Source organism: Bosea sp. BIWAKO-01, from assembly GCF_001748145.1.
Classification (GTDB): Bacteria; Pseudomonadota; Alphaproteobacteria; order Rhizobiales; family Beijerinckiaceae; genus Allobosea.
The window spans coordinates 1,297,387-1,315,842 of record NZ_BCQA01000001.1; the positions used below are offsets into that span (position 1 = coordinate 1,297,387).

Here is an 18,456-nt window from a genome sequence, read left to right on the forward strand (position 1 = left end):
CGTCAGCGCGAAACCAGCACCTGCCGGCATTCAGCCGGCAGTGCATCGAGGGACATCGGCGGCTTCGGTTTGGGCTTCGGTCCCGGGCGCGGCTTGGGCGGATTGAAGATCGCCTTGTATTGCCGCTCGACCCAGCCGGTCAGTTCCGCGCCGCAGCCGTCGCCAAAATTCGGCGGCTCCTGGCCGGAGCACCCCTCCATTCCCGCCGGACAGCTCAGCCGGATATGGAAATGATAGTTATGGCCCCACATCGGCCTGACCTTCTCGAGCCATGAGCGATCCGCACCGGCCTCGCGGCACAATGCAACCTTGAGTGCGGGGTTGACGAAGATGCGCTCGACACGCGGTTCGGCAGCCACGGACTTGATCAGCTTGGTATGGGCGGGCGTCCAGTTCTTCGGGTCGACATCGCGCCAGTCGGCTCGCGCCATGTTCACCGCCGACATATTCTCGCGCGCGTCACTGTCGAGGCGCTGCTTCGGCATCGGCGTGAGCCAGACATCGGCATCGAGGCCGATCTGGTGCGAAGCATGGCCGGTCAGCATCGGGCCGCCGCGCGGCTGGGAGATGTCGCCAACCAGCAGGCCGGGCCAGCCGTTGATCCTGGGGACGTTGCGGGCGAGCGCCTCCAGATAGGAAATCAGCGCTGGGTGGCCCCAATTGCGGTTCCGGGCCAGCCGCATCACCTGCCAACTTTCGCCGTCGACCGGCATCGCCGTCGCACCGGCGAGACACCCCCTCGCATAGGAGCCGATGGCACGGGCCTGCATGCTGGCCGGCGTCGTCTTCTGCCCGAACAGGGCGCGCGCCGCCTCGGGAAAGGCCGCGATATTGGCAGCCCGGCGCTTGGCTTCCTCCTCCGCAGTCGATTGCGCATGCACGACCGGCGCAGTCAGCGCGGCCAGGAGCAAGACGGAGAAGGCCAGGAGCGGACGATTCGGACGGTGCATTGCCCGAGAACGCCGGGTTTTCCGGACGAGGTCAAGCGAGAGAAGCGTCACAGGCGCCGGGCATGGACAACGCCTACGGGAGGTTGCAGCCTTGGTCGCGCAGCGATCGGGCCCCCGCCCAGAACAAGATCGCGCGCCAAGGGGAGGAGATGACGCTGATGACGGACGCCACGATCGACCGCCGCGCGCTGCTTGGAGGGCTTGGTGCAAGCCTGGCCTTGCCCGGTCAGGCGAGCTTCGCACAAGGCTCCTGGCCGCAGGGCCGAACCCTGAAACTCGTCGTGCCCTTCCCGCCAGCGGGTGCGACGGACGTGCTTGGGCGCCTCGTCGCCGACAAGCTGGGTCAGGCATGGGGCACAAATATCGTCGTCGAGAACCGACCCGGTGCCGGTGGCAATATCGGCACCGATGTCGTCGCCAAGGCGGAGCCCAATGGCGACACCTTCCTGATCGTCTCCGTCGGCATGGCGACGAACCAGTATCTCTACGCCAAGCTGAACTACGACCCGGCCAAGGATCTTGCCCCCATCACCATGGTCGCGCTGGTGCCGAACCTGCTGGTCGTCAACAAGGATCTCCCGGTCAAGGACACCGCCGAGCTCGTCGCCTATGCCAAGGCCAATCCCGGCAAGTTGACCTATGCCTCATCCGGCGTCGGGACCTCGGTCCATCTCTCCGGCGAATTGTTCCAGAAACTGACCGGCACCAAGATGGTCCACGTGCCCTATCGCGGAACCGCGCAAGCAACGCAGGACCTGATCGGCGGGCGGGTCGACCTGATCTTCGACAACATCACCCAGGCCCTCCCGCATGTCCGCTCGGGCTCGATCCGCGGCCTCGGCATCACCACGGCAAAGCGCTCGGCATCTGCTCCGGAATTCGCACCGATTGCCGAGGTCGTTCCGGGCTTCGATGTCTCCTCCTGGTTCGCGCTCTTCGCGCCGGCAAGGACACCGCAGGCCGTCATCGACAAGATCCACGCCGACACCAAGGCCGGGCTCGCCGATCCGGCGCTTCGTGCCAAGATGGACCTGCTGGCGGCAGAACCCGTCGGCAACACACCGGCAGAGCTCGGCGCGTTCCTTCAGGTCGAGATGAGGAAATGGGGCGACCTGATCCGAGAAGTCGGCGTCAAGGTCGAGTAAATCCTTCGCACGCCAGGCATCGCCGGTTTGGAACCCTGAGCACCGGCGGGACGTTCTCCCCTCACAGACGGCGCGCCCCGGCGGCGCGCTTCACATGAGAAAGGGAGCGCGTCATGTCCACTCTTGTCATCGTATTGCTGGTCATCCTGCTGCTTGGCGGCGGCGGGTATTATGGCCATCGCAGCTACGGCAATGCCGGCCTCGGCGGTGTCGTCGGCGCCGTTCTGATGGTCGTGCTGGTGCTTTGGCTACTTGGTGCAATCGGAGGCGTGCCCGTCCGTGTCTGACGGGCTTCAGCTGGAATTGGCGAGGTGCCAGACCAGCATGGCCGCAGCCAGATCCTCGATCGCGGTGCCGACCGACTTGAACAGCGTGATCTCGCCATCCTCATTGGCCCCGGCGACCTCGCCGCGGCAGAGCTGAGCCAGCGTGCCGGCGACCTTGTCCGCCTCATAGGCACCGGCCTTGATCGCGACCGCAACGTCCCCGCCCTCCTTCAGGGCGGCCTCGGTATCGATGAAGACGCGCGCACGGTGCAGTGCCTCGTCATCGGCCTCGCGCATCGACAGATTGAAGGCGCCGACGAGGTCGAGATGGGCGTCGCGCTTCAGCCAGCGGCCCATGACAATGGGCTCTCGTGAAAGAGTCGCGCAGGAAATCAGGTCCGCCTGCCGTGCGTCGCCCTCCAGGTCGTCGCTGACGCGCACGGTGATCCCCTCCGCGGCCAGGGCTTCTACCACCGCCTCGCTTCCCTCGCGCCGGCGGCCCCAGATGGCGATATCCTCGAAATCGCGCACGGAGCTGTGCGCCTTGATCAGGAACGGCGCCAGGGCGCCCGACCCGACCATCAGCATGCGCTTGCCATGGGGATGCCCGAGCTTACGCGCGGCAAGCGCGGAAGCCGCAGCCGTCCGCCAGGCCGTGAGGCGCGCGCCATCAAGCGCGGCAAGCGGCGCGCCCGTCGAACCGTTCATGAGCAAGTATGTGCCCATCACGCTCGGCAGGCTCAGCGAGCCGTTCGACGGATAGACCGTGACGACCTTGGTGCCGAGGAAAGCCTCCGGCGCGGTCGGCCCGGTCCAGGCCGGCATCAGCAGAAGCGTGGCGTGATCGGCCGGCCGTTCGATCTCGTGGTGATGGCGCACAGGCGTGACGATGTCGCCGCGAAAGGCTCCGTCCAGCGCATCGATCAAGGCGGGGAAGGTGAGAAGGCGGTCGATCTCCGCCGCTGGGATAACGCGCATCTGTCCTTCGTCAATCAGCTGTTGCGGCTGGTCAAAGCCGGCAGGGCGGAATCGGGCACGGCGGCCCGCAATGACTGCGCCTCGCTGCGCAGAGCCTCGGCCTCGCGACGATTGCGCCGAGCCGCCTTGCGATACTTGCCCTGAGCGATCCAAGAGGCGAGGCCGCCGATCAGGACGCCGGCGGCAATCGCGGCGAGAACCACCGCGAAGAGCGGCAGATCAAAGGCCAGCGTCGGCGCGTCGCGGCTGAACGGATCGAGCGAGACGCGCACAGGAGCCCGGTTCGCGATCGAGAAGAGGACGATCGCCAAGGCGACCGGCACAAGGATCAGCGCCTTGAAGAAAGCTTTCATGGGTTTTTCCTCGCGTGCCGCACGACCAGGCCCGACATCCGACCGGATGTCAGTGCTTGCCGTTCAGCCTCTGGCGAAGCTCCTTGCCGGTCTTGAAGACGGGCACGAACTTCTCTTCGACCTCGACCGCATCACCGGTGCGAGGATTGCGGCCGACCCTTGCGGCGCGGGCCTTGCGGGAGAATGCACCAAAGCCGCGCAGTTCGACACGGTCCCCTCGCCCCAGCGCCTTGACGACCTCGTCGAGGATAGCCGTGACGATGTTCTCGATATCGCGCTGGTAGAGGTGAGTGTTGCGCTCGGCGATGCGTTGAACGAGTTCAGATTTTATCATGTGTCCAATATAACCGATTGTATCAACATCACTTTTCGGCGACAGGCTGCCAGAGCGCCAAGGGCGCGTCAAGCCGAAGGCCAACCGGCTGATCGGCAGCCCGCGCAAGGATCACGGCCAGGGATTCCAGACCGGCTGCCCGGGCCATCGCCTCGCCGGCGCTCCATAGGCCAAACGAGGACGACTCGTTACGGCGGCGCCAATCACGCACCGGCAAATCCTTCGCGACATTCTTCTCGCGCTCGAGCCAGGCGATCGCCTCCGGCTCGCCGCCGATCTCGTCGACCAGCTTGAGGCCGACGGCCTGCCGGCCGGAATAGACGCGGCCGTCGGATACAACGGCAATCTCGGTCTCTCCGAGCTTGCGGCGATCCCCGACAAGGCGCTTGAACCAATCGTAATTGTCCTCGACCACGCGTTGCAGAGCGGCGCGCGCCTCAGGCGAGGTCGGCTCAAAGCCGTTCGGCGCCGCCTTCAGCGGGCTCGATTTGATTTCCTCGACCTTGACCCCGACGGTGTCGAGCAGCCGGCCGACATTGGGAATCTGGAAGAGCACGCCGATCGAGCCGACGAGCGAGGTCTGGCGTGCAACGATGCGGTCCGCGCCCATCGCCGCGATATAGCCGCCCGAGGCGGCGAGCCCGTCAACGACCGCCACCATCGGCTTCTTGGCCGCCAGACTGCGCAGCGCGATGTGCAAAGCCTCGGAGCCGCTGGTGGTGCCGCCGGGGCTGTCGATCCGAACCACGACGGCGGACGCCCGACTGTCCTCGAGCGACTTGATGAGATCGAGCGTACGCCTGTCCCCGGAGATGAAACCCGAAATGGTGACCCGGGCGATATGCGCACGGGAGGTCGAACCGGGTGCGTTGCCGCTCCAGGCCAGCCCCGCGACAACAGCCGCCGCGATGACGCCAAGTACGGCGAGCAGGCGCCAGAGCGTCAGCTTGCGCCGCAGGTTGCGGCGGTCGGCGAGCAGGTCTGCATCGGACGACATGGGGTAAACGCTCCTGTGGTCACGGACGCTGGCTGGGCCCGTGATGTAGCCTCGCCGCAGCGGCGGGGCAAGGCGACGCTCGGCCTCAGGCGTCGAGCGTCGCTCTTTGCCGGTCGAGCGCCAACAGGGCAAGGCCGCTTGCGACAGACCGGAAGGCATCACCAATGTGAACACGTTCCGAACCGAAGCGACGATCGAACAGGGCACGCACGGCCGGCACATGCGATGTTCCGCCGGTCATGAAGACGGCCTCGATCGCACCGGATTCGACCTTGGCTTCGACGAGGGCACGATCGAGCGCCGCCTCGATGGACGCGACGTCCTCGGCAATCCAGCTTTCGAAATCCGTCCGGTGGATCGTCCCCTCGATGCTGACATCCATCTGGCGGAAGTTCAGCACGGTCTCGTCCTGCGACGACAGCGCAACCTTGGCTGCTGAGACGGCGCGATAGAGTTCATAGCCAAGATCGTATTCGATCACGGTCAGCAGATCCTCGAGCTTGCCGGGCTCGACCGCGTCGCGGATCAGCGCCTTGAGCTCGGCCATGGTCTCGCGGCTCTTCATCAGCGAGAGCCGGTGCCATTGCGCGAAGGCCGCGTGGTAATGGGCTGGTATCGGCAGCAGCTTCTCGAAGGAACGATACTGCGAGCCCTTGCCGAGCCGGGGCGAGACGGCATGTTCGATGATGCGATAGTCAAAGGTGTCACCGGCGACGCCGACACCGGCATGCGAGAGCGGGATCGCTTCCAGCCGCCCGGTCCCGCCAGGCTCGAAGCGCATCACGGAGAAGTCGCTCGTGCCGCCGCCGAAATCGGCTACCAGCATGGTCTGGGGCGTCTTCAGGTCGCGCGCATACCAATAGGCCGCGCCGAGCGGTTCATAGGCGAAATCGACCTTGGGCATGCCAGCCTTCGCATAGGAGGCCGACAGGCGTTTCACGGCCAGTTCCTCGTCCGGACGCTCGCCGGCGAAGACCACGGGGCGCCCCGAGATCAGTGGCGTCTCCGAAAGATCGTCGAGCCCGGCACTGAGATCGGCGAGGAAGACGCCGATCAGGTCCTCGAGCCGATACAGTTTTCCGAACAGACGCGTCTCCTGGAAGGCGCGGCTGGACAGATGCGTCTTCAACGATTGCAGAAAGCGATGCTCGGTCGTCATGCCCAGCGCCATGTCGAGCGCGTCAGGTCCGCTGACATGAACGACACGGGCCTGCGGCGGCCGCCCCTCGCGCCAGAACATCAGCGCCGAGCGGTAGGCGTCGACGGCGCCCTGCTTCGTCGTAAAGCTGCGGGTCGAAACCGAACCATCCGGCCGTGCCAGGGCGACCACGCTGTTGGTGGTGCCGAAATCGATGCCGATCGCGATGTCGTTCATGCCGCTTCCTTTCGCCGAAACAAAAGCCCGCGCGGATTTCTCCGCGCGGGCTGATGGATGTGTCAGGCCGCGAGGCGCGGCCCGAAGATCACTTCTTCTCGGTGCTGGCCTTCTTGAGGGCCGCGCCGAGGATGTCGCCAAGCGAGGCGCCGGAGTCGGACGAACCGAACTGAGCGATCGCTTCCTTCTCTTCGGCCATTTCCAGCGCCTTGATCGACACCTGGATCTTGCGAGCCTTCTTGTCGAACAGGATGACGCGGGCATCGACCTTCTCGCCAGCCGCGAAGCGCTCGGGGCGCTGCTCGGAGCGCTCGCGTGCGATTTCGGCGCGCTTGATGAAGGTGGTCATGTCGGTGCCGGTGATCTTGACGTCGAGACCGGCTTCCTTGACCTCGATCACCTCACAGGTGACGACCTGGCCCTTCTTGAACTCGCCGGCATCCACGAAGGGATCGCCGCCAAGCTGCTTCAGGCCGAGCGAGATACGCTCCTTCTCGACGTCCACATCGAGAACGACAGCCTGAAGCATGTCGCCCTTCTTGTATTCCTCGATGACCTGCTCGCCCGGACGGTTCCAGTCGAGATCGGAGAGATGGATCATGCCGTCGATGTCGCCTTCGAGACCCAGGAAGAGACCGAACTCGGTCTTGTTCTTGACCTCGCCCTCGACCACCGAACCCGACGGGTGGGTCTCGGCGAAGACCTCCCACGGATTGCGCAGGGTCTGCTTGAGACCGAGCGAAATGCGGCGCTTGACCTGATCGACCTCGAGGATCGCAACGTCGACTTCCTGCGAGGTCGAGACGATCTTGCCGGGGTGGACGTTCTTCTTGGTCCAGGACATCTCGGAGACGTGGATGAGGCCTTCGATGCCCGGCTCCACTTCAACGAACGCGCCGTAGTCCGTGATGTTGGTGACGCGGCCCTTGAGGCGCGCACCGACCGGATAACGGGCGGCGATGCCATCCCACGGATCGGCCAGCAGCTGCTTGATGCCAAGCGAGATGCGGTGCGTCTCCTGGTTGATCTTGATGATCTTGACCTTGACCGTCTGACCGATGGTTACGACCTCGGACGGATGGTTGACGCGGCGCCAGGCCATGTCGGTCACGTGCAGCAGGCCGTCGATGCCGCCGAGGTCAACGAACGCACCGTATTCGGTGATGTTCTTGACGACGCCGTCGATGACCTGACCCTCTTCGAGGCTGGCGACCAGCTCGGAACGGGCCTCGGCGCGGGTCTCTTCGAGAACCGTGCGGCGCGAAACGACGATGTTGCCGCGACGACGATCCATCTTGAGGATCTCGAACGGCTGCGGTTGGCCCATCAGCGGGCCGACGTCGCGGATCGGACGGATGTCGACCTGCGAACGCGGCAGGAAGGCGACGGCGCCGTCGAGGTCAACGGTGTAGCCACCCTTGACCGTGTTGAAGATCATGCCGGTGACCTTCTCGCGAGCCTCATAGGCCTTCTCGAGCTTGACCCAGCTTTCTTCGCGGCGAGCCTTGTCGCGCGAGATCACGGCTTCGCCGAGGGCGTTCTCGACCCGGTCGAGATAGACCTCGACCTCGTCGCCGACCTTGATTTCCTGGTCGCGGCCGGGGCCGGTGAATTCCTTGAGGGCGACGCGGCCTTCAGTCTTCAGGCCGACATCGATGATCGCCATATCTTTCTCGATGGCGACGACGATGCCCTTGATAACGGAACCTTCAAGCGCGTCGTTACGGGCGAAGGATTCCTCGAGCAGGGCGGCGAAATCCTCGCGACCCGCGTGATAGCTTTCTACGGCTGACATGCATTCTCCTGACGCCGGTCGCGTATCCCGCGATAGCCGGCAAGCGCCGTTTGGGTTGGTGCTGCGGTCCGGACCGTCTCCGACGGCGCCTCATGGAGGCTGCCTCGCAGGGAGGCTGGCGGCGCTGAGCCGTCGAACATGATCCGTATCCGACGAACTCGCCCCCAACACCAAACGGGAGCCAGCCTCAAAGGCCGCCCCCGGCTGTGATCGATCACGGCCCTTCGGACGAGGCGGATGTAGTCGATCAAGCGACGCACGGCAAGAGTTTTGCCCGTCAGCTGCTCGCGATCAGGTCGAGGCGCATGGCGCAGCGGCGCTCGATGGGGAGCCCGAGTATCCCTTCGCGCTCCAGGACGGCGCCGAGCCGTCCCTCGACCGCGCCGCCTTCGAGCGTCACGAAGCCGAGCCGAGTATAGAAGCGTTCATTCCAGGCCAGGGTGCGGAAGGTGGTGAGTGTGAGGGCCCGCAGCCCGCTCGCCCTGGCATGGCCGGTGGCTGCGCCAACCAAGTGAGTGCCGATGCCCCTGCCCTGGTGTTCTGCACGGACCGCCAGCTCCCAGACATGCAATTCGGCGTCGATCCGCTCGGCACTGAGGAAGCCGACGACGTCGCCTGCCACGTCAAGAGCAACCCAGCTCGTGCCAGCGACGATGCTGGCACGATGGGCCTCGGCCGACATCACGGCATCGTCCGCGATCCAGGCCAGCTCTGGCACCGCTCGGAAGATCTGGCCGGCAGAACGCTCGATCTCCGGAAGGCGGACGGCATCTCGCGGCACGGCGAGGCGTATGGTGATTTCGGCCATGTCACATCCAGTCATTCATCGCTCCGCAGCACCCGGCAATCGCGTTGGACATACTCCGATGGGGGTTTCAGTCCACCCGGCGACGGGATAGGGCGAACCGACGGTGAGGACACCGCCGGAATTGGGGCAGCGAATCATGACGACCCGGCGAATGGCCAAGCCGACGCACTATACCGGCGGATGCCTTTGCGGCGCGATCCGCTTCGAGGCCAAGGGCCCCGCCGAGAAGCCGCACACCTGCTCCTGCACCCTATGCCAGCGCCATACGGGAGCACTGACCGTCGCCTGGGTCGAGTTCGCCAGAGACGCAATCGCCTGGACCGGCCCCGGCGGGGCGCCGTCGCTTTTCCGTTCGTCGGACTATTCGAGCCGGGCCTTCTGTCCGGCCTGCGGCAGCAGCATCGGCGCAGTCGATGACGATCCCGTCATTGCGCTGCTCCTCGGCAGTTTCGACAAGCCGCTCTCGGCGGAGCTGATGCCGACCTCTCACAGCTATCGCGAGGGGCGGCCCGGATGGTGGCATCTGGAGGAACCGAAACGGGACGTCGGCGCTCCCTAGGTCCTTTAAGAATCGGCGCCCGGCCCCGCTTCCCCGGAGTTGCTCTTCATGCCACCTTGCGCGCCGCGCTGTCCGGCGCTGAGGAGGAATTCATGGGCTGGATCGTTCTCGGGCTCCTTGCGGCCGCCGCCATCTATCTTGTCATGACCTATAACGGGCTCGTTGCGATGCGGCAGCGGGTCAACCAGGCCTTCGCCGATATCGACGTCCAGCTGAAGCAGCGCCACGATCTGATCCCGAACCTTGTCGAGACCGTGAAGGGTTACGCCTCGCATGAGCGCGAGACCTTCGACGCTGTCGTCAAGGCACGCAACGCGGCCCTGTCGGCCCAGGGCCCGCAAGCCCAGGCAGCGGCGGAACAGCAGCTTTCCGGCGCGCTCGGCCGCCTGCTCGCTCTTTCCGAGGCCTATCCCGACCTCAAGGCAAGCGCCAATTTCCAGCAGCTCCAGAGCGAACTCAGCAATGTCGAGGACAAGCTCGCGGCGGCGCGACGCTTCTTCAACAACGCCGTCGGCGAGTTCAACGCTGCGATCCAGGCTTTTCCGGCCGTGTTCTTCGCGCCGCAGATGGGTTTCACCCCGCGGGAATTCTTCGATGTAGGCGAGCAGGCACGCGCGCAGCTCGATGTCGCCCCCACTGTGAAGTTCTGACCGGCTCGAGAGCGGCAACGGAGCGGCGCCATGCCGGGTCAGGCCTTCGGGCTCTATACCCATATGCGCAACAACCGGATCAGGTCGGGCTTCCTGATCGCCGGCCTGTTCCTGCTGGTCTATCTGACGAGCTACGGCCTGATCCTGATTGCCTATGGCTATGGCGGGGTCGCGCGCGGACAGAGCGTCTATTCAGAGACGATCCACCTGTTCTGGTCCTGGTTTCCGTTCATCACGCTCGCAGCCACGGCCTGGGTCTTCATTGGCTTCAAGATCAATGTCGGGCTGATCGGTGCGGTCACCGGCGCCAAGGGCGTGACGCGGGAGCAGAACCCCAAGCTCTACCGGATGCTGGAGAACCTCTGCATCTCGCGAGGGCTCACCGTGCCCAGGCTCTCGATCGTTGAAAGCGAGGCCCTCAATGCCTTCGCCAGCGGCGTCAACGACAAGCAGTTCACCGTCACGGTCACGACCGGCCTGATCCAGACCCTCACGGATGATGAGATCGAGGCCGTTCTTGCACATGAGCTGACCCATATCCGCAATGGCGACGTCCGGATGATGATCATCGCCGTGGTGATCGCAGGCGTGATCTCGTTCATCGGCGAGATCATCTTCCGCAGCGTCGGGCGCGTGCGGGTCTCGTCCAACGATGACAAGAAGGGCAGCGGCGTCGCCATCCTGCTCGGCGTCGCAATCATCGCAATCTCCTGGCTGCTCGCCGTGGTGATCCGCCTGTCGCTGTCGCGTTCGCGCGAGTATCTGGCCGATGCCGGAGCGGTCGAGCTGACCAAGAATCCGGACGCGATGATCTCCGCTCTGCTCAAGATTGCCGGGCGCGCCGATATCGACGGAGTGCCGTCGGGTGTCATGGACATGTGCTTCGAGAACGACCCCGACGATTTCGCCGACCTGTTCTCGACACATCCCTCGATCACCAAACGCGTGCAGGCGCTCGTCGAGACGGCAGGGGGCCGGATGCCGGCGATGCCTCCGCATCCGCCCAGAATGGCAGAGCGTCAGGATCTGCCGACCATGGTCGGGACGGCGCGCGGTCCGTGGGGCGCCAGGCCGCAGGACTGACCAGCGGCAGCCTCGTGCTCAAGGCATCGGTCCGAAAAGTGGATTGCAGTCCTTTGGAAAGGCCGGTGCAAACACAGACGGTTGGTTCATCGGACCGGATACCGGCCCCATAAACTAACGCCCATCCCGGGCCCAGCGGAGGGCCTCGCCCAGCCGGTCATCTCCCCAGAACAATTCGCCATCGCCAGTGACGAAGGCCGGCGCGCCGAAGATCCCGAGCGATTTCGCGAGTTCGGTCTCGGCCTTCAGCCTGCCCTTGACCTCTTCGCTGCGCGAAGCCGAGAACGCGGAGCCGGGATCCGCGCCAGCCTCCTTCAGTGCCGCGACCAATACGGCTTCCTCGGCAATGTTTCGTCCCTCGCAGAACGCCGCCCTGAACAGCGCCTTCGAAAAGGCGGGCATCCAGCCTGCCTCGCGCCCTGCGAGCGCGACGCGCGCCGCGACGAGGGAATTCTGTGGAAACGGGTTGGGCCGGACAAGCTTGATGCCGGCACGGGCGGTCTGGCGCTCGAGATCGCGCCACATATAGCGGCCCTTGTTCGGGAACAGGTTGAAAGGTGACGTCGTCCAGCCCTGGCCGGCAAAGATCGGCCCCAGCAGGAAGGGCCGCCAACGCAGCGCCACTCCCGCTTCGTCTGCCACGGCTTCAGCCCGCAAGGCACTCAGAAAGGAATAGGGTGACGCGAACTCGTACCAGAAGTCGAGGACGGGACGATTCGGCATTCAGCCTCCAGGTCGGTCATCGGTTTGAGTCGCGCTCGGGAAGCTTCGACCTGTCGCGGCGCGACTGCAAGCACGCAGGACGCGTGTTGCACAATCGGCATCGTTGATACCGACCCATCACGGGATGACGTTTGATCGATCAGAAGGTTCCGATTGCGTCGTCCCGAGGGCTGCGATAGTGCGCCATTGAGCCGAAAACAGGGCCATCCACAGTCGAAGCGTCCCCGGCATGGAAACATGCCGTCAGAGCAGGAAGATCATCGATGTCCGACAAGCGCGTGAAGAAGGTCGTGCTCGCCTATTCCGGCGGCCTTGACACCTCGATCATCCTGAAATGGCTGCAAACCACCTATGAGTGCGAGGTGGTGACCTTCACCGCCGATCTCGGCCAGGGCGAGGAGCTGGAGCCCGCTCGCCAGAAGGCGCTGCTGCTCGGCATCAAGCCCGAGAACATCCATATCGAGGACCTGCGCGAGGAATTCGTCCGCGACTACGTCTTCCCGATGTTCCGGGCCAATGCCGCCTATGAAGGCGTCTACCTGCTCGGGACATCGATCGCTCGCCCGCTGATCGGCAAGAAGCTGATCGAGATCGCCGAGAGGGTCGGCGCCGACGCCATCTCCCATGGCGCGACCGGCAAGGGCAACGACCAGGTCCGCTTCGAACTCACCGCCTATGCGTTGAAGCCCGATGTCGTTGTGATCGCGCCCTGGCGCGAATGGGACCTGCGTTCGCGCGAGCAGCTCATCGCCTTCGCCGAACAGCACCAGATCCCGATCGCCAAGGACAAGCGCGGCGAGGCCCCCTTCTCGGTCGACGCCAACCTGCTGCACGCCTCCTCGGAAGGAAAGGTGCTGGAGGACCCGGCGCAGGAAGTGCCGGATTACGTCTACTCGCGCACGATCTCGCCTGAGGACGCGCCGGACAAGCCGACCTATATCACCATCGACTTCGCCAAGGGTGATGCGGTCGCCATCGACGGCGTCTCGCTTTCGCCCGCCACGCTCCTGGCGAAATTGAACGATCTCGGCCGCGACAACGGCATCGGCCGCCTGGACCTCGTCGAGAACCGCTTCGTCGGCATGAAGTCGCGCGGCATGTACGAGACGCCCGGCGGCACGATCCTGCACGCGGCGCACCGGGCGATCGAGTCGATCACGCTCGACCGTGGCGCGGCCCATCTCAAGGACGAGATCATGCCGAAATATGCGGAGCTGATCTATAACGGCTTCTGGTTCTCGCCCGAGCGCGAGATGCTGCAGGCGCTGATCGACAAGAGCCAGGAATTCGTCGCCGGCCAGGTTCGCCTGAAGCTGTACAAGGGCGGCGTCCACGTTGTCGGCCGCTCCAGCCCCTATTCGCTCTACGACCAGGATCTGGTGACCTTCGAGGAAGGCGCAGTCGCCTATGACCACCGCGACGCGGCGGGCTTCATCCGCCTGAACGCGCTACGCCTGCGGACACTCGGCCAGCGCAAGAAGAAGCTCGGTCTCTGATCGAGCTTGTCCCTCACGCGCTGCGGCGTTCACCGCTGCAGCGCGGACGGACCACGGGATGAAAGAGAACGGCTCAGTCGCGCACGTAACCGGTCAGTCTGGCTGAGCCCGACCAAAGCGAGATGCCGATAGTCTGGATCAGTCAGCGGCCGGGCCGCGCTTCGCGGCCCTGATCAACCTTGCAACAGGTCAGGTGCGCCAGCGCAAACGCTCGGGTGCCAACGTATTCTGAAATGCCACGCCCGTGCGCCGGGCCGCGGCATAGTCACGCTTCAGCCGGAAATACCATTGCGCCAGCCGGTCAGCCTGACCCATCAGCAGCATTGTCGGCTTGCGCTCGAGACCCTGCTGGGCAAGTTCCAGAATATCCTGGTCCTGACGCAGAAAGGCCCGGGCCGCCCAGCGGATCGGCAGGGCCAGCGGCGCCAGTTGCGGCAGGTCGGAGAGCAGCACATTCGTCAGCAGCGTCCGCTTCGCATCGATCGGCGTCGCGAAGGTCGCGTTGACGATGGTACGGTTGCCCACCGTGATCCGCTCGATCCGTTGTCCCGGCAACAGGAAATCCACTTCGGTCTGCGGCCGGCCGAGCAACCGATAGCCCCTGGAGTTCGCCGCCGCCGTATGGGCCGTCATCCGGAAGCCAAATGGCAGAGGGGCGAAGTCCTTGGACTTCTCCCGCGCCGTCGCGGTTGGCCGCCACCACCAGGAATTATGGACGTAGCCGACATGGCCAGGGTCGATCAGGCTGAGCACGCATAGATCGTAGGAGGCCTCGACCAGCACGGAAACGGCGACGCGGCACCGCGGTACGCGCCGCGGTATCAGCTCGGGAACCGGCGGGGCCTCGGCCGGCTGCGAGCCCAGATAGACCCAGATGATGCCGTCCGCCTCTCGCACCGGAAAGCCCTGGACTCTGACCTGCCCGGGATCGGTCGCATCATCATGAACCAGGGTCGGCATGGCCAGGCACTGTCCGTCCGTGCCAAAGCGCCAGCCATGGAAGGGACATGTGAGAGCCACCCCGTCGAACTGTCCTTGCGATAGCGGCGCGCCCCGATGCGGGCAACGATCACGCAAGGCGAAGACCTCACCGCTGCGTCTGCGACCGATCACGATCTGTTCGCCAAGGATCGTCACGCTCTCGCGGGCGCCGGGAGCGAGCCGTCCCTTGCTCTTGGCGCAGTACCACGCTTCGCGGGGCGGCTCGCGAAACTCGCTGGCCGCCGGCATCACCTGCGCCACAACATCGATCGGCGGGATCACTGAAACAGTCATTCGGGACCTTGGGTATCCTATGCCGCGCCGAAGGCTGGCGGCTCAGGCTCAAGGTCGACCTGGGGATTGCCGGTGCATTGCAGGCTGGTGTCGACACGCACTGTCGCGCTCGGGATGCCGGTTCGGATGCGCCCAAGGACACTCGCGCCGGCGCAGCCAGGCCGCGCAGATGCAGTGGCTGAGCGTGCTCACGGCTTGTCGACGATCCAGGTATGGGGCCGATCGCTGCCCTGCGCGAGTTCCTCGTGCCAGTCGCCCCGGGCATCCTGGTAGACGATCCCGTCGGTGACGCCGGGTCGCTTCTGCCGGGCAGCCGCCTTGTTGGCCGCCTTGAGCGCAGCGTCATGCGACCGGAAGGTCTCGGACAGCGCACCGCCGACCTTGTAGGCCCAGCCGCCATCGTGCTCGACGATCTCGTACTTCACCATGACCATGGCCGTCCTCCGAGGATCACAAGCGGAACCGCCGGACGCCCCTCGGGTTCCACCGCCTCGAAGATAATCCGAGCCGGCCCGATGATGAAGACCCAAATCGGCTTCGGCTACTCGCCGTTACCGCTATCAGCCGCGCGCAAACCTTCGAGCACCGGCATCGAGGTGACGTGATAGCCGGCATCGACGTGATGAACGTCACCGGTCACGCCGCCCGACAGATCCGACAGGTAATACAACGCCGAGCCCCCGATCTCCTCGAGCGTCACCGACTTGCGCAAGGGCGAATTGGCCCGCTGCCATGAATACATGGCGCGCGCATCCGAAATGCCGGCGCCGGCGAGCGTACGCACCGGCCCGGGCGAGAGTGCGTTGACGCGGATGCCGCGCGGACCGAAATCGGCGGCGAGATAGCGCATGCTGGCCTCGAGAGCCGCCTTGGCCACACCCATGACATTGTAGTTCGGCATCACCCGCGTCGATCCGCCATAGGTCAGCGTGATCATGCTGCCGCCTCTGGGCATGCGCTCGGCGGCGCGCTTGGCGGCTTCCGTGAAGGAGAAGCAGGAGATCACCATGGTCCGCGAGAAATTCTCGCGGCTGGTGTCGGCATAGAGGCCCTTGAGCTCGTTCTTGTCGGAGAAGCCGATGGCGTGAACGATGAAATCGAGCGTGTTGCGCTCGGGATCACCACCCCAGGCCTCGTCGATCGCAGCGAAGGCGCCATCGACGCTTGCGATATCCTCGACATCGCAAGGCAGGACCAGCTTCGATCCGATGCTCTCCGCCAGCGGCTTCACACGCTTGCCGAGCGCTTCGCCCTGATAGGTGAAGGCCATCTCGGCGCCATGGGCGTGGAGGGTCCGCGCAATGCCCCAGGCGATGGAGTTCTGGTTGGCGACGCCCATGACGAGGCCGCGCTTGTTATGCATCAAGGGGAGCATGGGATGACTCTACTCGGGTCTTGGAAGGGTGCTTAAGCAGGAAAAAGACTGGATCAGACGGGTCGGCTTGGCTCTTGCTACAGATGTTTGGCGATGGCCGCGGCCGTCGCCTTGGAAGATGCCAGCGGCACGATCTCGAAGCGGGCGAGATCGCTCCATTCCAGCACCCATTCCTGCAGCACCGCGACATCGTCGCATTCCATCACCTGGAAGCAACGCGCCAGATCCGCCTGGATCCAGCTGTCCACATAGCGCAGGCCATCGGGCATCATGCGGCCACGCTCGTGGAAGCGACGATAGATGTCCTTCACTCGCGCCTGGTCGAAATGCTCGATGACCATGAACAGCATGGAGGCTCAGACCTCCAGCCGCTTCATCACGATGGTCGCATTCGTTCCGCCGAAGCCGAAGGAATTCGAGAGCACGCAACCAAGGCCGGCATTGTCGATGCGCTTGCGCACGATCGGCATGTCGGCAAAGGCGGGATCGAGCTCCTCGATATGGGCGCTCTCGCAGATGAAATCGTTATTGAGCATCAGGAGCGAATAGATCGCCTCCTGAACGCCGGTCGCGCCCAGCGAATGGCCGGTCAGCGACTTTGTCGCCGAGATCGGCGGGCTCTTCTCGCCGGCGCCGAAGACCTCGCGGATCGCCTCGATCTCCTTGGCATCGCCGACCGGGGTCGAGGTGCCATGAGGGTTGATGTAGTCGACCTTGGCCTTCACGCCCTGCAGAGCCATCCTCATGCAGCGCACCGCGCCCTCGCCGGAGGGGGCTACCATGTCGTAACCGTCCGACGTCGCGCCATAGCCGACGATCTCGCCATAGATGCGCGCGCCGCGCGCCTTGGCGTGTTCCAGTTCCTCGAGCACGACCACGCCGGCGCCACCGGCGATGACGAAGCCGTCGCGCCTGACGTCATAGGCGCGCGACGCCCGTGACGGCGTCTCGTTGAAGTCGGTCGACATGGCGCCCATGGCGTCGAACAGGACGGAGAGCGTCCAGTCCAGTTCCTCGCAGCCACCAGCGAAGATCACATCCTGCTTGCCCCACTGGATCAGCTCATAGGCATTGCCGATGCAGTGGTTCGACGTCGCGCAGGCCGAGGAGATCGAGTAGTTCACGCCCTTGATCTTGAACCAGGTCGCAAGCGTAGCCGACGCGGTCGAGGACATGCCCTTGGGCACCGCAAACGGGCCGACCTTCTTGGACGATCCGCTTTCGCGCGCCTTGTCATAGGCGTCGATCAGGGCGCGGGTCGAGGGACCGCCCGAGCCCATGACGATGCCGGTGCGCTCATGGCTGATCTCGCCGGCCTCGAGGCCGGCATCCGCAATCGCCTGCTCCATGGCGACATGGTTCCAGGCGGAACCGCCACCATGGAAGCGCATGGCGCGACGGTCGACCACGCTGGCGGCGTCGAGCGTCGGAACGCCGCCGACGCGGCTGCGGAAACCATGCTCCGCAAATTCTGGCATGAAGGCGATGCCGGATTTGGCCTCGTGCAGCGAGGACAGCACTTCCTGCGTATTGTTGCCGATGGACGAGACAATGCCCATCCCTGTGACCACAACGCGTCTCATGCTCGTTTCTCCGGCTTTCTCGTCACGGACCGGACCTCGCGGAGATCCGGTCTATCTTCTCAATCACGCGCAGATGGACCGCTCAGACGGCGAGCGCAAGGCCGGTGCGCGGTTTTACTCAAGCGCCTTCAGGCTTGAACAAGCCAACGCGCATGTCTGAGACCGTATAGATTCGCTTGCCATCGGCCTCCAGCCAACCGTCGGCAATGCCGAGCACAAGCTTGGACTTGAAGACCCGCTTGAATTCGACGCCATAGACGACCTGCTTGACGCTGGGCAGAACCTGGTCCGCGAATTTCACCTCGCCGACGCCAAGTGCCCTTCCCCGGCCCGGCAGCCCGAGCCAGCCGAGGAAAAAGCCGGTAAGCTGCCAGAGCGCATCGAGCCCGAGGCAGCCCGGCATCACCGGGTCGCCCTTGAAATGGCAATCGAAGAACCAGAGATCCGGCCTGACATCGAATTCGGCGCGCACGAAGCCCTTGCCATGAGGACCACCATTCTCGGCGATCTCGGTGATGCGGTCGAACATCAGCATCGGCGGCAGCGGCAACTGCGCATTGCCAGGTCCGAACAGTTCCCCGCGACCGCAGCTGAGGATCTCCTCGTAGCTGAATGACGACTGACGCTCCATACTGCCCCGCTCCGTATCGACCGCTTGGCCAAGCCTTATCCGGCATTGGCGATGGTCATGTGCTCTCGGAGCCGTGCGTA

20 protein-coding genes and 1 pseudogene are annotated in these 18,456 nt (G+C 64.8%); 6 read left to right on the forward strand and 15 right to left on the reverse strand.

Annotation, left to right across the window (positions count from 1 at the left end):
• Window positions 1–2 precede the first annotated feature (2 nt).
• Window positions 3–950, reverse strand: coding sequence for a penicillin-insensitive murein endopeptidase (gene mepA / locus BIWAKO_RS05935; protein ID WP_069877749.1), 948 nt, complete (start codon window positions 948–950; stop codon window positions 3–5).
• Window positions 951–1,012: 62 nt separating this feature from the next.
• Here mepA and BIWAKO_RS05940 point away from each other — a divergent pair, with 62 nt between their 5' ends.
• Window positions 1,013–2,095 carry a Bug family tripartite tricarboxylate transporter substrate binding protein gene (locus BIWAKO_RS05940; RefSeq protein WP_201788610.1) on the forward strand — a complete coding sequence of 361 codons (1,083 nt, stop codon included), beginning with the start codon at window positions 1,013–1,015 and terminating at the stop codon, window positions 2,093–2,095.
• A 113-nt stretch (window positions 2,096–2,208) separates the two neighbouring features.
• A complete protein-coding gene (locus BIWAKO_RS05945; protein ID WP_069877750.1) occupies window positions 2,209–2,382 on the forward strand; it encodes a DUF3309 family protein in 174 nt (57 codons plus the stop codon).
• Between the two features lie 6 nt (window positions 2,383–2,388).
• On the opposite strand, the gene lhpI is transcribed toward BIWAKO_RS05945, so the two are convergent.
• The 7 genes and pseudogenes from lhpI to BIWAKO_RS05980 all read right to left on the reverse strand — a co-directional run bounded on the left by lhpI (window position 2,389) and on the right by BIWAKO_RS05980 (window position 9,001).
• On the reverse strand, window positions 2,389–3,339 hold the full coding sequence (gene lhpI, locus BIWAKO_RS05950) for a bifunctional Delta(1)-pyrroline-2-carboxylate/Delta(1)-piperideine-2-carboxylate reductase (RefSeq protein ID WP_069877751.1): 951 nt from the start codon (window positions 3,337–3,339) through the stop codon (window positions 2,389–2,391).
• 14 nt (window positions 3,340–3,353) lie between these two features.
• Window positions 3,354–3,692, reverse strand: a complete 339-nt coding sequence (locus tag BIWAKO_RS05955) for a LapA family protein (RefSeq protein WP_069877752.1) — start codon at window positions 3,690–3,692, stop codon at window positions 3,354–3,356.
• Between the two features lie 49 nt (window positions 3,693–3,741).
• Entirely contained in the window at window positions 3,742–4,026 is a 285-nt protein-coding gene (ihfB, locus tag BIWAKO_RS05960) for an integration host factor subunit beta (protein ID WP_043231503.1), read from the reverse strand.
• A 28-nt stretch (window positions 4,027–4,054) separates the two neighbouring features.
• Window positions 4,055–5,023 (reverse strand): signal peptide peptidase SppA, encoded by a 969-nt coding sequence (sppA, locus tag BIWAKO_RS05965; protein ID WP_069877753.1) that lies wholly within the window; start codon window positions 5,021–5,023, stop codon window positions 4,055–4,057.
• A gap of 85 nt (window positions 5,024–5,108) precedes the next feature.
• Complete coding sequence (locus BIWAKO_RS05970) at window positions 5,109–6,398, reverse strand: Hsp70 family protein (protein WP_069877754.1); 1,290 nt, start codon at window positions 6,396–6,398, stop codon at window positions 5,109–5,111.
• An 88-nt stretch (window positions 6,399–6,486) separates the two neighbouring features.
• Window positions 6,487–8,199: pseudogene (gene rpsA, locus BIWAKO_RS05975) on the reverse strand (30S ribosomal protein S1); the annotation flags it as partial.
• A 271-nt stretch (window positions 8,200–8,470) separates the two neighbouring features.
• Window positions 8,471–9,001 (reverse strand): GNAT family N-acetyltransferase, encoded by a 531-nt coding sequence (locus BIWAKO_RS05980; RefSeq protein ID WP_069877755.1) that lies wholly within the window; start codon window positions 8,999–9,001, stop codon window positions 8,471–8,473.
• A gap of 136 nt (window positions 9,002–9,137) precedes the next feature.
• Between BIWAKO_RS05980 and BIWAKO_RS05985 the strand changes: the two genes are divergently transcribed.
• The 3 genes from BIWAKO_RS05985 to BIWAKO_RS05995 all read left to right on the forward strand — a co-directional run bounded on the left by BIWAKO_RS05985 (window position 9,138) and on the right by BIWAKO_RS05995 (window position 11,293).
• Window positions 9,138–9,560, forward strand: coding sequence for a GFA family protein (locus tag BIWAKO_RS05985; protein WP_244523367.1), 423 nt, complete (start codon window positions 9,138–9,140; stop codon window positions 9,558–9,560).
• A gap of 92 nt (window positions 9,561–9,652) precedes the next feature.
• A complete protein-coding gene (locus tag BIWAKO_RS05990; RefSeq protein WP_069882216.1) occupies window positions 9,653–10,210 on the forward strand; it encodes a LemA family protein in 558 nt (185 codons plus the stop codon).
• A gap of 30 nt (window positions 10,211–10,240) precedes the next feature.
• The gene (locus BIWAKO_RS05995) at window positions 10,241–11,293 is read left to right on the forward strand and encodes a M48 family metallopeptidase (RefSeq protein WP_069877757.1); all 1,053 of its coding nucleotides are present in this window, start codon (window positions 10,241–10,243) and stop codon (window positions 11,291–11,293) included.
• 114 nt (window positions 11,294–11,407) lie between these two features.
• Here the strand turns inward: BIWAKO_RS05995 and BIWAKO_RS06000 are convergent, their stop codons facing one another.
• The gene (locus tag BIWAKO_RS06000) at window positions 11,408–12,016 is read right to left on the reverse strand and encodes a 2-hydroxychromene-2-carboxylate isomerase (protein ID WP_069877758.1); all 609 of its coding nucleotides are present in this window, start codon (window positions 12,014–12,016) and stop codon (window positions 11,408–11,410) included.
• A 263-nt stretch (window positions 12,017–12,279) separates the two neighbouring features.
• On the opposite strand from BIWAKO_RS06000, the gene BIWAKO_RS06005 reads away from it, so the two are divergent.
• On the forward strand, window positions 12,280–13,512 hold the full coding sequence (locus tag BIWAKO_RS06005) for an argininosuccinate synthase (RefSeq protein ID WP_069877759.1): 1,233 nt from the start codon (window positions 12,280–12,282) through the stop codon (window positions 13,510–13,512).
• 189 nt (window positions 13,513–13,701) lie between these two features.
• Here the strand turns inward: BIWAKO_RS06005 and BIWAKO_RS06010 are convergent, their stop codons facing one another.
• The 6 genes from BIWAKO_RS06010 to fabA all read right to left on the reverse strand — a co-directional run bounded on the left by BIWAKO_RS06010 (window position 13,702) and on the right by fabA (window position 18,376).
• The gene (locus BIWAKO_RS06010; protein ID WP_069877760.1) at window positions 13,702–14,787 is read right to left on the reverse strand and encodes an aromatic ring-hydroxylating oxygenase subunit alpha; all 1,086 of its coding nucleotides are present in this window, start codon (window positions 14,785–14,787) and stop codon (window positions 13,702–13,704) included.
• A 188-nt stretch (window positions 14,788–14,975) separates the two neighbouring features.
• Complete coding sequence (locus BIWAKO_RS06015; protein ID WP_069877761.1) at window positions 14,976–15,221, reverse strand: DUF2188 domain-containing protein; 246 nt, start codon at window positions 15,219–15,221, stop codon at window positions 14,976–14,978.
• A gap of 107 nt (window positions 15,222–15,328) precedes the next feature.
• Window positions 15,329–16,162 carry an enoyl-ACP reductase FabI gene (fabI, locus tag BIWAKO_RS06020; protein WP_069877762.1) on the reverse strand — a complete coding sequence of 278 codons (834 nt, stop codon included), beginning with the start codon at window positions 16,160–16,162 and terminating at the stop codon, window positions 15,329–15,331.
• A 77-nt stretch (window positions 16,163–16,239) separates the two neighbouring features.
• Entirely contained in the window at window positions 16,240–16,512 is a 273-nt protein-coding gene (locus tag BIWAKO_RS06025) for a DUF3303 domain-containing protein (protein ID WP_069877763.1), read from the reverse strand.
• Window positions 16,513–16,518: 6 nt separating this feature from the next.
• Window positions 16,519–17,745, reverse strand: coding sequence for a beta-ketoacyl-ACP synthase I (gene fabB / locus BIWAKO_RS06030; RefSeq protein WP_069877764.1), 1,227 nt, complete (start codon window positions 17,743–17,745; stop codon window positions 16,519–16,521).
• A 118-nt stretch (window positions 17,746–17,863) separates the two neighbouring features.
• Entirely contained in the window at window positions 17,864–18,376 is a 513-nt protein-coding gene (fabA, locus tag BIWAKO_RS06035; RefSeq protein ID WP_043231524.1) for a 3-hydroxyacyl-[acyl-carrier-protein] dehydratase FabA, read from the reverse strand.
• Window positions 18,377–18,456 lie beyond the last annotated feature (80 nt).

What these genes read in the sequence shown, in the direction of transcription:
- mepA (WP_069877749.1), bottom strand. Translation starts at nt 950, where the DNA reads ATGCACCGTCCGAATCGTCCGCTCCTGGCCTTCTCCGTCTTGCTCCTG.
- BIWAKO_RS05940 (WP_201788610.1), top strand. Translation starts at nt 1,013, where the DNA reads ATGGACAACGCCTACGGGAGGTTGCAGCCTTGGTCGCGCAGCGATCGG.
- BIWAKO_RS05945 (WP_069877750.1), top strand. Translation starts at nt 2,209, where the DNA reads ATGTCCACTCTTGTCATCGTATTGCTGGTCATCCTGCTGCTTGGCGGC.
- lhpI (WP_069877751.1), bottom strand. Translation starts at nt 3,339, where the DNA reads ATGCGCGTTATCCCAGCGGCGGAGATCGACCGCCTTCTCACCTTCCCC.
- BIWAKO_RS05955 (WP_069877752.1), bottom strand. Translation starts at nt 3,692, where the DNA reads ATGAAAGCTTTCTTCAAGGCGCTGATCCTTGTGCCGGTCGCCTTGGCG.
- ihfB (WP_043231503.1), bottom strand. Translation starts at nt 4,026, where the DNA reads ATGATAAAATCTGAACTCGTTCAACGCATCGCCGAGCGCAACACTCAC.
- sppA (WP_069877753.1), bottom strand. Translation starts at nt 5,023, where the DNA reads ATGTCGTCCGATGCAGACCTGCTCGCCGACCGCCGCAACCTGCGGCGC.
- BIWAKO_RS05970 (WP_069877754.1), bottom strand. Translation starts at nt 6,398, where the DNA reads ATGAACGACATCGCGATCGGCATCGATTTCGGCACCACCAACAGCGTG.
- BIWAKO_RS05980 (WP_069877755.1), bottom strand. Translation starts at nt 9,001, where the DNA reads ATGGCCGAAATCACCATACGCCTCGCCGTGCCGCGAGATGCCGTCCGC.
- BIWAKO_RS05985 (WP_244523367.1), top strand. Translation starts at nt 9,138, where the DNA reads ATGACGACCCGGCGAATGGCCAAGCCGACGCACTATACCGGCGGATGC.
- BIWAKO_RS05990 (WP_069882216.1), top strand. Translation starts at nt 9,653, where the DNA reads ATGGGCTGGATCGTTCTCGGGCTCCTTGCGGCCGCCGCCATCTATCTT.
- BIWAKO_RS05995 (WP_069877757.1), top strand. Translation starts at nt 10,241, where the DNA reads ATGCCGGGTCAGGCCTTCGGGCTCTATACCCATATGCGCAACAACCGG.
- BIWAKO_RS06000 (WP_069877758.1), bottom strand. Translation starts at nt 12,016, where the DNA reads ATGCCGAATCGTCCCGTCCTCGACTTCTGGTACGAGTTCGCGTCACCC.
- BIWAKO_RS06005 (WP_069877759.1), top strand. Translation starts at nt 12,280, where the DNA reads ATGTCCGACAAGCGCGTGAAGAAGGTCGTGCTCGCCTATTCCGGCGGC.
- BIWAKO_RS06010 (WP_069877760.1), bottom strand. Translation starts at nt 14,787, where the DNA reads ATGACTGTTTCAGTGATCCCGCCGATCGATGTTGTGGCGCAGGTGATG.
- BIWAKO_RS06015 (WP_069877761.1), bottom strand. Translation starts at nt 15,221, where the DNA reads ATGGTCATGGTGAAGTACGAGATCGTCGAGCACGATGGCGGCTGGGCC.
- fabI (WP_069877762.1), bottom strand. Translation starts at nt 16,162, where the DNA reads ATGCTCCCCTTGATGCATAACAAGCGCGGCCTCGTCATGGGCGTCGCC.
- BIWAKO_RS06025 (WP_069877763.1), bottom strand. Translation starts at nt 16,512, where the DNA reads ATGCTGTTCATGGTCATCGAGCATTTCGACCAGGCGCGAGTGAAGGAC.
- fabB (WP_069877764.1), bottom strand. Translation starts at nt 17,745, where the DNA reads ATGAGACGCGTTGTGGTCACAGGGATGGGCATTGTCTCGTCCATCGGC.
- fabA (WP_043231524.1), bottom strand. Translation starts at nt 18,376, where the DNA reads ATGGAGCGTCAGTCGTCATTCAGCTACGAGGAGATCCTCAGCTGCGGT.